The organism is Nonomuraea sp. AD125B (genome assembly GCF_041402765.1).
GTDB lineage: Bacteria > Actinomycetota > Actinomycetes > Streptosporangiales > Streptosporangiaceae > Nonomuraea > Nonomuraea bangladeshensis.
The window spans coordinates 357,469-369,532 of sequence record NZ_JBGLOU010000005.1 but is presented as its reverse complement, the minus strand read 5'-3'; the positions used below and the strand labels follow the sequence as shown (position 1 = coordinate 369,532).

The window sequence follows — 12,064 nt, the reverse complement described above, 5'->3', positions numbered from 1 at the left end:
CCCGGGACCCCCGCACCTAGCCGGGGCGGCGGTGCTCGCCCACCAGATGGCCGTTGTGGCGGACGCGCGCGGCCGCGTAGGGGCTGAGGGAACGGGTGACGAACGACTCGGCGATGCTGTCGGCGTGCCGGCGGTCCACGCCCCAGCCGATCGTGTGCCAGTCGCCCTGGTCGTCGCCGTCGGCGAGGTCGAGCACGGTGATCTCGAAGAGCTGGTCGGCCGGAGCAGGGGTGCAGGAAACGTGCCTGGTGCCCGTGTCGGTAGCCGGTCGCTCCATGCGGCACTCCTTTCGGTTCCGGAAGAAGGTGTTACCGCGCTGCGGCCACGGAAACATCTCCGGCCCCGCCAGGCTCGGCGGCTCGCTGATACCGGAAGAGAAGTTCGTTATAGGATCTTCCGCAGAAGAGCCTCAAGTCTCGTTCGAACAGGGCTGGGGCACCGCCCGAGCCGGGAGCATGAGATCAGGTGAGCGCCTCGCAGGAACGTCCTTCCACTTGGACCTTCCTCACCCATCACGCCCGGGTCCTGCTGGAGATCGCGCGGGACCCGGAGGCGCGGCTGCGTGACATCGCCGCCACCATCGGCATCACCGAGCGGGCGGTGCAGGGCATCGTGTCCGACCTGCACGACGCCGGCTACCTGTCGCGCGAGCGCGTGGGCCGGCGCAACCACTACAGCCTCAACCTCGACCAGTCCTTCCGCTATCCGACCGAGGCCAACCTGCCGGTCCGCCTGCTCATCGACATGTTCACCCAGCACGACCTGCCGGGCGAGAAGACCTCCTGACGGGGACGCCCGCGCCCGCGGGCTTGCCTGTCCTTGGTGTGATGGGGGTAGAGTGGACCCGGTACCAAGAAGGACGAGATCGGTTGTGATGGTTTCGTTACCTGGAACCGTGATAAAAAAGAACTGATTGGGAATCTCCCTTCACGAAGTCCAGCAGAGGGCTTCAGCTCACGCGACAAACGTGGTGTGCCTCTGCCTGGGCTTTTTTGCCGTCCGCAGGGGCGCCTCAGATCTACTCTCGGAGTATCAGATGGCAGTCCTGGACATCGCACTCGAAGAGATGACGGCCGAGCAGCTTCTGGTCGAGATGAACCGGCCCGAGACCTCCGACCTGCACCAGGTGCGGATCCGCGAGCGTCTTGTGGACATGTACAGCGGCCTGGTCAACGAGGTCACCCGCCGCTACTACCACCGCGGTGAGCCCATGGAGGACCTGCGTCAGGCCGCGTACGTCGGCCTGATGAAGGCCATCAACGGTTTCGACCCGGAGCTCGGGCACGAGTTCCGCGGCTACGCGATGATCACCATGGTCGGCGAGGTCAAGCGCCACTTCCGCGACCGCACCTGGGCGATCCGGGTACCGCGCGTCTACCAGGAGCGCCGGCTTGAGCTGAACAAGGCCACCGCCGAGCTGACCCAGACCCTCGGCCACTCGCCGACCGTCGCCGAGCTGGCCGCGAAGATGGGCATCTCCGAGGAGGACGTGCTGCTCACGCTCGACGCGTCGTCGGCGTACAACACGCTGTCGCTGGACGCGCCGGTCGGCGGCGAGGAGGACGCGGCCGACCTGGGCGACTTCATCCCCGCCCAGGACGACGCGCTGGACAACATGCTGGGCGCGCACGCGGTCAAGCCGCTCATCGACGCCCTGCCGGAGCGGGAGCGCAACATCCTGCTGATGCGCTTCTACGGCAACATGACCCAGTCCGAGATCGCGGCCGAGTTCGGGATCTCCCAGATGCACGTCTCCCGCATCCTGCGCGCCGTGCTGGCCAAGCTGCGCAAGGCCCTGCAGGACTGACCCCCGGTCTCCGGCCCCCTCCGACGGGGCCGGGGCCGCGGAGGGCTCAGGCGCCTCGGCGAGTCCGGCCACGACGGAAGCGAGCCGGACGACCGGGCCGGCGGGTGACCCTGATGCCTGGACCCACAGAGCGGGCGCCGCTCCCGCCGCGAAGGCCGCCGCCAGGAGGGCGGGCACGCGGGTGGACCGGTCGATCCTGCCGATCACGCCGTACCGGACCAGCGCCGAGCCCAGCAGGAACAGCGCGGGCACCATGGCGTAGAAGCCGCCGATGAGCAGCGACGTCACCAGGAGCGCGGCGGAGAGCCCGGCCACGGCCCAGCGCGGCAGCCAGGACGAGGGCAGCAGGATCAGCAGGCCGAGGATGGCGTACACGGTCAGGATCTCGCCCTGCCACAGGAGCACGTAGTGCGCCAGGCCGATCGCGAGCAGCGGAGGCTGGCACACTGATCCTGTGGCAGGTGACCGGTTCCGGGATCGGCGCGAACGGAAGTACGCGTACGACTTCATCGACGAGGTGCTGGTGCGCTGTCCCCGGTGCGACGGCTGCGCGCTCGTCCTCTCGCGGCGCCTGTGCTGCGGGGAGTGCGGCTACGTCGACGACGAGCCGGACGGCTCCGCCGTGGTCGGCGGTCCGGTCGATCCCTTCTTCCGGCGGCCGGTCTGGTTGCAGGCGAGCTGCCGCGGACACGTGCTGTGGGCGTACAACGTCCGGCATCTCGACCTCCTGGAGTCCTACTTCGCCGCGAAGCTGCGCGAACGTGGGGACGTCGTGGCCGGGGCTCCGGCCAGCCTGGTCGAGCGGCTGCCGACGTGGCTCAAGACCGCCAAGAACCGGGCCGAGGTCCTGCGCACGATCGCGCGCCTGCGCGCGACGCTTCGACCGGGGCTTGAATGTCGCCTTCCTAGGCTGCCTTCATGACCGCACCCCATATCGCCATCAACCCCAGCATCCTGTACTTCGGAACCCCGGTCGTGCTCCTGACGACGGAGAACGCGGACGGCTCGGCCAACCTCGCGCCGATCTCCTCGGCGTGGGCGCTCGGCCAGGTGGTGGTGCTCGGGCTCGGCGCCGAGGGCCAGAGCGCGCGCAACCTCGCCGAGCGCGCCGGCCTGGTGATCAACCTGCCCGCCCCGCACCAGTGGGAGGCGGTGGAGCGGCTCGCCCCGCTCACCGGCCGTGACCCGGTGCCGGCGAGCAAGCCCGCCGGCTGCCGGTTCGAGCCCGACAAGTTCGGCGCGGCGGGGCTGCGGGCCGAGCCGTCGGAGACGGTACGGTCCCCGCGCGTGGCCGAGTGCCCCATCCAGCTGGAGGCCAGGGCCGAGCGGGTGGGGGAGGCCGTCTCGGGCGGGTTCGTCATCGTCGAGGCCGCGGTCGGCAGGGTGCACGCCGATCCGCGCCTCGTCGTACCCGGCACCGACCACGTGGACCCGGCCGCGTGGAGCCCGCTCATCTACAACTTCCGCCACTACTTCGGGCTCGGCGCGGAGCTGGGCCACTCCTACCGCAGCCAGACGCCGCGGGAGGCGGTCGCCGGGTGAGCACGGTTACTGGGCGCCGACGTTCTGGGCCGCCCGGTAGACGGCCATCGCCTCGTTGCCGAAGAACGGGCCGAACATGAAGTTCGGCGCGAAGTCGTATTTGAAGCTGTTGACCGAGTTGAGCCAGCCCTGCCCGGTGGAGGCGTTGAAACCGGCGAACCAGGGGCCGCCGCTGGAGCCGCCGGTCATGTTGCAGCGCAGCCCGAGGTCCCTGGTCTGCACGGTGTCGTCGATGGCGCGCCCGCTGCAGTAGATGAGCCGCGAGCCGTCGAACGGGGCCGCCGCCGGATAGCCGAAGGAGAACATCTGCCGTCTCCTCGGCTGGTTGAACGCCACGCCCTGCCCGCCCACCACGTCCGTGAGCGAACGTCCCTGGAGCGGCGCGACCACGGCGGCGGCGACGTCGAAGTTGATGTTCTCGTTGGCGTTCCACTGCTGGGTGGTCAGCAGCGTGGTCGCCACCCAGGTCCCGAACGGGCGGCGGCCGTTGTCGAAGCCGGGCACGAACACCCAGTTGCGGTGCGCGGCCCCGTTGAGCTTCACACAGTGCCCCGCGGTCATCACGACGCTCTCGTTGGCGCTGGTGACCGCGGTGCCGGAGCAGGCGGAGTTGCGGCCGTCGGCCGTGGTGAAGAAGACCCGGCCGACGGTGCGGGTCACCGCGCCGCCGTCGGTCCAGCGCAGGCCGGGGCTGTTCTGCAGCACCTCGGCCGTACGCTGGGCCGACACCGGGCGGACCGCGTACGAGCGGCCCTGCGTCGGGGTGGACGACGCGCCGCGGGTCGCCCACGGGGTGCCCTGGGTGGGCCCGGATCCGCCGGAGCGGCGGATCTCGGGCGTGTCCAGCGGCTGCGCCGCCAGCATGCGCTGGGGCGTCCAGTACGACAGGACGGTCCTGCGTTCCGAGGCCGAGTCCGCGCCCGCCCAGCCGACGGGGTTGCGGTCGAACCCGCCAGTGGTGCTACTGGTGGTGGTGCTGGACGCCTGGGCCGAGGCCGCCGGGACGAGTGCGCCGGCCACGGCGATCGCGGCGGCGGAGAGCAGGGCGACTCTGCGGTGCATGACGTACCTCCTGAAACCGAATAGTTGCCGTTTGGAGGTACGTACGAGAAAGAGCAAGTTCCTCAAGACATGCCGGAATGGATATGGATCCCCCGGAGCTCGGGGTCAGTGGCCCGGCCAGTACGGGGCGAGCAGGTCGAACCGGTTGGGCAGGCCGAGCAGGTAGCGGATGTCGTCGGAGTCGTGGATGGGCTTGAACTCGCGCGGCAGGTAGAGCTCGTACAGCCGGGCGCGGCTCGCCGAGGACCCGGTCGCGTCGAGGACGGCGTTGGCCGCCATCCGGCCCGCCTCGTTGCCGCCCTCCATGGTGGCCAGGTTGATGCTGTTGCGTACGTAGTCGGCGGCCAGGTAGAAGTTCGGGATCGCGGTCGTGGCGTCCGGGCGGTTGGACCAGGACGAGGTGCTGTTGATGAGCAGCGGCTCGTCGTTGGCCACGGCCGAGGTGCCCTCGCCGGTGATCGCCGGGTCCACGAACCACGAGTGCACGATCGAGTCGGGCAGCAGCGCCGCGCCGTTGGGCAGGGCCGAGCGCACCTGGGCCAGCACCTCCTGGACGATCTGCGGCCGGGTGCACTGCTTGGCGGTCTTGCCGAACAGGATGCCGGGCGTGTTCCAGTCCGACAGGTCCAGCGACAGGCAGTCGACGGCGGCGCCGTCGCCGTAGGTCGCGGGGAAGCTCGTGGTCCAGAACTGCGCCTGGCTGATCGAGGTGAGCGCCCACGGCGTGGCCGCGTAGATGAGGTGGCCCTCGGCGATCGGCCGGGGCTGTTTGAGATAGATCATCACCCCGTTCATCCAGTCGGTCTGCAGGTGGTCGAGCCGGGCCAGCGCCGGGTCCGCCGTCTTCATGGCGGACGACAGCAGCGGCCGGATCCGCTCGACCGGCAGGGCGGCCACGTAGTGGTCGGCCGTGACGGTGGAGACGGCGCCGGTGGGGCCGGTCACCTGGGCGCCGGTGACCCGGCCGCCGGAGTAGGTGAAGCCGGTCGCGGTCCAGCCGAGCTTGAACTGCACGCCCATCGAGGTGAGGTGGTCGATCCAGGGGGTGAGCCACACGTCGCTGGAGGGGCCGTTCAGCACCATGTCCGGCGGCCCGTACGGGCCGAGGCCGAGCCCGCTGTAGATGAGGGCCTCGAACATCAGGCCCATGGTGCGGGTGTTGGCGAGGTCCGGCTGCGCGGCGACCAAGGAGGCGGTGAACATGCGCACCAGCAGGTCCTGGTACTGCTGCGACATCTGGCTCGCCTTGATGAAGTCGGAGAAGCCCATGTTCTCCCACTGGCCGAGCCGCCGCCGCGGGCCGCTGGTGATGAACGTGACCAGCTTCGAGATGAAGAAGTTGATCTCGGTGAGCGGGACCGTGGTGAGCGCCGTCAGCGCGGTGCGTAAGTAGTCGCCGATGGCCTCGGGGGTGATCGCGCCGAGGTCGCCGGGGATGGGGACGCGCAGTTCCTTCCCCTTGTACGCGATCACCTCCAGGCTCGCGGGGACCAGGTTGTCGCGGACGGTGCCGGAGCCGTACGGGATGCGGCTCATCGTCTCGGGCAGGTTCTGGTAGAAGCCGGGGAAGAACCGGAAGCCGTGCTCGCCGGGCAGGTCCTTGCGGCCGCCCGTGCCGGTGCCGGGGACGGGGATGCTCCGCGACTTGCCGCCGAGCGCCTTGCGTTCGTACACGGTGACCTGGAAGCCGCGCTCGGCCAGCTCGTGGGCGGCGCTCAGGCCGCCCATGCCGGCGCCGAAGATCGCCACGTTCTTGCCCGCCGCGGCGCTCACCAGGGCCGGGGCGGCGGCCCTCGCGCCCGGCATGCTCCATAGCGGGCCGGTCGCCGCGCCGACCGCGGTGGCCATCGCCCCCGTCACGAACCGCCGCCGCCCGATGCCGTCCCGGCTCTGCTGTTGCTCCATGGCCGTTCCCTTTCGCACCCGCTAACCGACACTGCTGTTGGTTCAGCTAGCCGTGACGATGAACGCCCGGATCACCCCTGTCAAGGGTGCGGTGTGCGGACCAGGAGGGCGCTAGTGGGCCTCGGGCTCGGGCAGCGTGGACAGGCCGTTCCAGAGCACGAGCATGGCCGCCTCCACGAGCCGGTCGCGCGGCACCGCCGGATGCCGCTCCCACCACTGGGCCAGGCCGTCGGTGCCGGAGATCAGCAGCTCGACCACCGCCTGGGCGGCCTCGCTGTCCGGGTCGAGGCCGAGCCTGCGCAGGTCGCGGCCCAGCATGACGGCCACCGACCGGGTGCGGGCCTCCCTGATGCCCCAGCGCACCGCCTTGATCTCGGGGTCGTCCTCGTCGGTGTGGTCGAACAGCAGCCGGCGGGCGGCCGGGCGGTCCTGGGCGAAGCTGAAGTAGGCGTCCAGCGTGGCGCGCAGCCGCCTGCCCGGCGAGCCGCTGCCCGTGATGCGGGCGCCGACGTGGGCCACGAGCCCGGCGTTCTGCTCCTGCAGGACGGTGATCAGCAGCACCCGCTTGGACGGGAAGTGGTCGTAGAGCACCGACCGGGTCACCCCGGCGGCGGACGCGATCTCCTCCATGGCGGTGGCGTGGTAGCCGCGCGCGGCGAAGACGTCCAGTGCGGCCTCGATGATCCGGGCCCGGCGGGCCGTGCCCGGCATGCGCTTCTTCGGCTCGCTGGTCGCCATGTCCCGCACCCTACCGTCCGTGAGGCGTTGACTCCGGTCTCGGGAGCGCTTACGTTCCTCGTAACCGACACTGCAGTCGGTTATGGCTGTCCGCCGGGAGGGTCCGATGGCCGAGCAGGCCGACGTCGTCATCGCCGGAGCACGCTGCGCGGGCGCGGTGGCCGCCGCGACCCTCGCCCGCCAGGGGCTGCGGGTGATCGCAGTGGACCCGGCGCACTTCCCTTCCACCACCGTCTCCACGCACCTGCTCTTCGCGGGCGGCGTGGCCGAGCTGGCGCGGGCCGGGGTGCTGGAACGGGTGGAGAAGATCGGCGCGCCCCGGCTCTCGCGCGCCTTCATCGGCGGCCCCGGGCACGGCGCGGCCGGCGGCTACACGCCGGTGGACGGGCTGGACTACGGCATGTGCGTACGCCGCGCGCCCCTCGACGCGGCCCTCGTCGACGCCGCCCGCGAGGCCGGGGCGGACGTCAGGGAAGGCCACCGCGTCACCGAAGTGCTCTGGGAGAACGGGCGGGCCGTCGGCGTCCGCGTACGCTCCCGCGCCGGCGGCGACCACCCGGAGGAGCCCGGCGGGCAGAGCGGGTCAGCCGGCTCCGGCGATCAAGGCGGTTTCGGCTCGTCCGGCGGTCGGGGTGGCTCCGGCGCGTCCGGCGGCGCCCGAGGCTCGGCCGGCTCCCAGGGCTCCCGCGCCTCCGGCGAGTACGAGATCCGCGCCCGGCTGGTCATCGGCGCCGACGGGCGGCGCTCCACCCTGGCAAGGCTGCTCGGCGCCGAGCAGCCGCGCGTCACCCACGCCAACGGCCGGGCCTGCTACTACGCCTACTACGAGGACCCGCGCGAGGAGTGGCGGAACACCGCCGCCATGTGGCTGACCGGCCGCGAGCTGGGCAACGCCTTCCCCTGCGACGGCGGTCTGTCGCTGGTGCTGCTGATGCCGCCGGTCGAGCGGGTGCCGGACTTCCGCGGCAACCTGGAGGCGGAGTTCGAGCGGACCGTGACCCTGGTGCCGGGCCTCGCCGAGCGCCTGTCCGGCTGCTCCAGGGCGACGAAGGTGGTCAGCTCCACCACGCACCCGTCCTACTTCCGCCGCTCGTCCGGCCCGGGATGGGCGCTCGTCGGCGACGCCGGGCACTTCAAGGACCCGGTCACCGCCCAGGGCATCCGCGACGCGATCCGCTTCGCCCGGCTGCTCGGCGAGCGCGCCGGCGGCGTCATCGGCGACCCAGCCGCGCTCGACGACGCCGTACGGGCGTGGGAGCGCCGCCGCAACGCCGAATGCGTGCACACCTACCACTGGACGAACCTGCTCGGCCGCGGCGACGCCCTGGCTCCCGTGCAGTTCGAGCTGCTGCGGGTGCTCACCGACGGTCCCGGCGGGGTGCGGCGCGTCCTCGACGTCTACTCCCGGCTGCGCGACCCGAGGGAGACCCTCGCCCTGCCCGGCCTGCTCCGCGCCACGGTCCGCGCCCTCGCGCACGGGGCGGGGGAGCGGCCGGCCATCCTGCGCAGCGCCACGGAGGCGCTGCGGGAGCTGGCCGGCAACCGCCGCGAGGCCCGGCGGCTGGTCCTCCCCTGAGCGCCGGGCCCTGACCGACGAGCGCAGTGCCGCAACGCACGCCCGTACTGAGTATTGCGCCACAGAACTTATGGGACCCGGTGCGCTCTAATCGGCGCAGGCGGAAGACCGCCCCTCCCCGCCAAAGGGGATGATCTGTCACAGGGGAACCACCATGCGAAACCGCATCGGAGCCGTCCGCGCCATGGGGCTGCGCGCGCTTCTCGTCGGCGCGGCGGCGGCCGCGCCGCTGCTCGTCCTCGCCGGGCCGGCGAGCGCCGCCGGCACCGTCGACAACTCGAGCGGCCGCCTGGTCATCAGCTCGACGACCACCAACAACGCCGTCACCGTGAGCGTGTCCGGCACGAACTACGTCGTGGTGAACACGCTCACCACGCTCTCTCCCGGAGGGACGTGCACGCAGGTCGACTCCCACACCGTACGGTGCCCGTCGGCGAGCGTCACCGACATGAGCGCCGTCCTCGGCTCGGGCACCGACCTGTTCACCAACAACACCGGCCTGCCGTCGCTGGTCTTCCTCGGCGACGGCGCGGACTTCTTCCAGGGCGGCTCGGACAGTGACCTGGTCAGCGGCGGCGGCGGGAACGACACCATGAACGGCAACGGCGGCGACGACACGCTGCTCGGCGGCGCGGGCACCAGCGACCGCGCCACCGGCGGGCCCGGCACCGACACCTGCACCGCCGAGATCGTGGCCAGTTGCGAGCCCTGATCGGCGGGCGGCCGGGTCAGACGGTGAACTCGACGCCCTGGGCCAGGGGCAGCTCACCGGAGTAGTTGACGGTGTTCGTGGCGCGGCGCATGTAGGCGCGCCACGCATCCGACCCCGACTCCCGGCCGCCCCCGGTCTCCTTCTCGCCGCCGAACGCGCCGCCGATCTCGGCGCCCGAGGTGCCGATGTTGACGTTGACGATCCCGCAGTCGGAGCCCTCGGCCGACAGGAACAGCTCGGCCTCGCCCTGGTCGCGGGTGAAGATGCTGGACGACAGCCCCTGCGGCACCGCGTTGTTGAGCGCGATGGCCTCCTCCAGCGTCTCGTACGGCAGCACGTACAGGATGGGGGCGAACGTCTCGCGCGTCACGACCGGCACCTGCGTGCCGACCCGGACCAGCGCCGGCTCGGCGTAGTAGGCGTCGGGCGCCTGGTCGGCGAGGCGCCGCCCGCCCCCGGCGACCAGCGTGCCGCCCTGCTCGCCCGCCTCCCGCAGCGCCTCCCGCATGGCCTCGTACGCCCGCCCCGAGATGAGCGGCCCCACGAGCGTCCCGGCGGCGAGCGGGTTGCCGATCGGCAGCCGGCCGTAGGCGCCGGCCAGCCGCTCGGTCAGCGCGTCCACGACGGAGGAGTGCGCGATGACCCGCCGCATCGTGGTGCACCGCTGGCCCGCCGTGCCCGCCGCCGAGAACACGATGCCGCGTACGGCGAGGTCGAGGTCGGCCGACGGGCACACCACGGCGGCGTTGTTGCCGCCGAGCTCCAGCAGCGAGCGGCCGAACCTGGCGGCCACGCGCGGCCCCACCTCGCGGCCCATCCGGGTCGAGCCGGTGGCGCTGACCAGCGCGATCCCCGGATGGTCGACCAGCGCCTCGCCGAGGTCGGGCCCGCCCAGCAGGACCTGGCCGAGGTGCGCGGGCGCGCCCTGCTCGGCGGCGGCCCGGTCGAGCAGCGCCGCGCAGGCGAGCGCGGTCAGCGGCGCCAGCTCGGACGGCTTCCAGATGACGGGGTCGCCGCAGACCAGGGCGATCGCGGTGTTCCACGACCACACGGCGGCGGGGAAGTTGAAGGCGCTGATGACGCCGACCACGCCGAGCGGATGCCAGGTCTCCATGAGCCGGTGGCCGGGCCGCTCCGAGCTGATCGTGCGGCCGTAGAGCTGGCGGGACAGGCCCACGGCGAAGTCGCAGATGTCGATCATCTCCTGGATCTCGCCCAGCGCCTCGGAGGTGATCTTGCCGACCTCCAGGCTGACCAGCGTCGCCAGGTCGGCCTTGTGCGCCGTCAGCAGCTCGCCGAACCGCTTGACCAGCGCGCCGCGCACCGGCGCGGGCACCACCCGCCAGGCCAGGAACGCGGCCCGCGCCCGCGCGACGGCCTCGTCCACCGCCTCGGGGCCGGCCCAGCCGACACGGGCCAGCGGCGCGCCGTTGATCGGCGAGGTCGTGGTGACGCCGTCGCCCAGCGCGTCCACGTCCACCCCGCAGCGTTTCGCGGTCTCCCGCGCGGTCGCGGCCAGCTCGGCGGCGCTCGGCAGCATCATGAAAGGCTCCTTGTTCACGATCAGACGATGTTGAGCTCGGGACGGGCCGCGGACCGCGCGAAGCGGCGCGCGTCGAAGCCGGACACGTCCGTGAACGGCTCACGCCCCAGGTAGAGGTCGCGCATGACCTCGCCGACCGCCGGGCCCATGAGGAAGCCGTGGCCGGAGAAGCCGGTGGCGTAGAGGAACCGCTCGACGCCGGGGGCGGCGCCGATGAGCGCGTTGTGGTCGGGCGTCACCTCGTACAGGCCGGCCCAGCCGGTGGCGACGCCGGTCTCCATCAGCGCGGGCGCGCGGCGGGCCATGGCCTCGCCGAGCCGCGGCAGCCAGGCGTCGGAGCGGTCGAGCTTGAAGCCAGGCGTCTCGTCCGGGTCGGACATGCCGAGCAGCAGCCCCGGCCCCTCCCGGTGGAAGTAGAAGGTGGTGCCGAAGTCGATGGTGAACGCCGTCGGCGGCAGGCCGGGCACCGGCTCGGTCACCAGGATCTGCCGGCGCAGCGGCGTCACCGGCAGGTCCACGCCCGCCCACGCCCCGACCTCGCGCGACCAGGCCCCGGCCGCGCAGATCACGGTTTCGGTCTCGATCCGGCCGCCCTCGGTCAGCACCGCGGTGACGGCCCCGTCCGCGAGCTCGATGCCGGTCGCCGCGCAGCCGGGCAGCAGCCGCGCGCCGAGCCGCCGGGCCGCGCCCGCGTAGCCGAGCACCACGGACTCGGGCGTGCAGTGGCCGTCGCTGGGGGAGAAGGCGGCGGCGAGCAGCCCGTCGGTGGAGATGAGCGGCGACAGCGCGGCGGCCTCGCGCACCGGGATCATCCGGCTGGGCACGCCGAGGTCGTTCTGCACGGCGACGTTGCGCTCGAACTCCGCGACCGCCTCGGGCGTGTCCAGCAGGAACAGGTAGCCGGGGCGGTGCAGGTCGATCTCCTGCCCGAAGCGCTCGGCGAAGTGCTCGAACGTCTCCAGGCTGCGTACGGCCAGCTCGATGTTGACCCGGTCGGAGAACTGCGCCCGCACGCCCCCGGCCGCCTTGCAGGTCGAGCCGGAGCCGAGCGGCCCCTTGTCGAGCAGCACCACGTCGCGCACCCCGGCCGCGGCCAGCTCGTACGCGATGCTGACCCCCATGACGCCGCCGCCGATGACGACCACCGCGGCCCGCCGGGGCAGTTCTCGTCCCATCGAT

The 12,064-nt window shown here is 72.2% G+C and carries 13 protein-coding genes; 7 read left to right on the top strand and 6 right to left on the bottom strand.

What is annotated here, in order from left to right:
• Positions 1-16: 16 nt before the first annotated feature.
• The gene (locus ACBR40_RS16175) at positions 17-277 is read right to left on the bottom strand and encodes a hypothetical protein (protein ID WP_344204417.1); all 261 of its coding nucleotides are present in this window, start codon (positions 275-277) and stop codon (positions 17-19) included.
• A gap of 188 nt (positions 278-465) precedes the next feature.
• On the opposite strand from ACBR40_RS16175, the gene ACBR40_RS16170 reads away from it, so the two are divergent.
• The 5 genes from ACBR40_RS16170 (at position 466) to ACBR40_RS16150 (ending at position 3,349) form a co-directional block, all read left to right on the top strand.
• Complete coding sequence (locus tag ACBR40_RS16170) at positions 466-786, top strand: helix-turn-helix domain-containing protein (RefSeq protein WP_344204415.1); 321 nt, start codon at positions 466-468, stop codon at positions 784-786.
• Between the two features lie 250 nt (positions 787-1,036).
• On the top strand, positions 1,037-1,807 hold the full coding sequence (locus ACBR40_RS16165; RefSeq protein ID WP_020546016.1) for a SigB/SigF/SigG family RNA polymerase sigma factor: 771 nt from the start codon (positions 1,037-1,039) through the stop codon (positions 1,805-1,807).
• A 271-nt stretch (positions 1,808-2,078) separates the two neighbouring features.
• The gene (locus ACBR40_RS16160) at positions 2,079-2,216 is read left to right on the top strand and encodes a hypothetical protein (protein ID WP_371249232.1); all 138 of its coding nucleotides are present in this window, start codon (positions 2,079-2,081) and stop codon (positions 2,214-2,216) included.
• A 45-nt stretch (positions 2,217-2,261) separates the two neighbouring features.
• Positions 2,262-2,729: a hypothetical protein gene (locus ACBR40_RS16155; RefSeq protein WP_371249231.1), complete on the top strand. Its 468-nt coding sequence runs from the start codon at positions 2,262-2,264 to the stop codon at positions 2,727-2,729.
• Positions 2,726-3,349 (top strand): flavin reductase family protein, encoded by a 624-nt coding sequence (locus ACBR40_RS16150; protein WP_371249230.1) that lies wholly within the window; start codon positions 2,726-2,728, stop codon positions 3,347-3,349. The genes ACBR40_RS16155 and ACBR40_RS16150 overlap by 4 nt, the downstream gene beginning before the upstream one ends.
• Positions 3,350-3,355: 6 nt before the next feature.
• Here ACBR40_RS16150 and ACBR40_RS16145 read toward each other — a convergent pair whose 3' ends face one another.
• From ACBR40_RS16145 to ACBR40_RS16135, 3 genes are all read right to left on the bottom strand, one after another.
• Complete coding sequence (locus ACBR40_RS16145; RefSeq protein WP_371249229.1) at positions 3,356-4,411, bottom strand: serine protease; 1,056 nt, start codon at positions 4,409-4,411, stop codon at positions 3,356-3,358.
• Between the two features lie 105 nt (positions 4,412-4,516).
• Positions 4,517-6,316, bottom strand: a complete 1,800-nt coding sequence (locus ACBR40_RS16140) for an FAD-dependent oxidoreductase (RefSeq protein WP_371249228.1) — start codon at positions 6,314-6,316, stop codon at positions 4,517-4,519.
• A 111-nt stretch (positions 6,317-6,427) separates the two neighbouring features.
• The gene (locus ACBR40_RS16135) at positions 6,428-7,054 is read right to left on the bottom strand and encodes a TetR/AcrR family transcriptional regulator (RefSeq protein ID WP_344204400.1); all 627 of its coding nucleotides are present in this window, start codon (positions 7,052-7,054) and stop codon (positions 6,428-6,430) included.
• A gap of 106 nt (positions 7,055-7,160) precedes the next feature.
• Between ACBR40_RS16135 and ACBR40_RS16130 the strand changes: the two genes are divergently transcribed.
• Both ACBR40_RS16130 and ACBR40_RS16125 read left to right on the top strand, forming a co-directional pair.
• On the top strand, positions 7,161-8,630 hold the full coding sequence (locus tag ACBR40_RS16130) for an NAD(P)/FAD-dependent oxidoreductase (protein WP_371249227.1): 1,470 nt from the start codon (positions 7,161-7,163) through the stop codon (positions 8,628-8,630).
• A gap of 154 nt (positions 8,631-8,784) precedes the next feature.
• Positions 8,785-9,342, top strand: coding sequence for a hypothetical protein (locus tag ACBR40_RS16125; RefSeq protein WP_371249226.1), 558 nt, complete (start codon positions 8,785-8,787; stop codon positions 9,340-9,342).
• Positions 9,343-9,358: 16 nt separating this feature from the next.
• Here the strand turns inward: ACBR40_RS16125 and ACBR40_RS16120 are convergent, their stop codons facing one another.
• Positions 9,359-10,885, bottom strand: coding sequence for an aldehyde dehydrogenase family protein (locus ACBR40_RS16120; protein WP_371249225.1), 1,527 nt, complete (start codon positions 10,883-10,885; stop codon positions 9,359-9,361).
• Positions 10,886-10,905: 20 nt separating this feature from the next.
• The gene (locus tag ACBR40_RS16115) at positions 10,906-12,060 is read right to left on the bottom strand and encodes an FAD-binding oxidoreductase (protein WP_344204392.1); all 1,155 of its coding nucleotides are present in this window, start codon (positions 12,058-12,060) and stop codon (positions 10,906-10,908) included.
• Between the last annotated feature and the right edge of the window lie 4 nt (positions 12,061-12,064).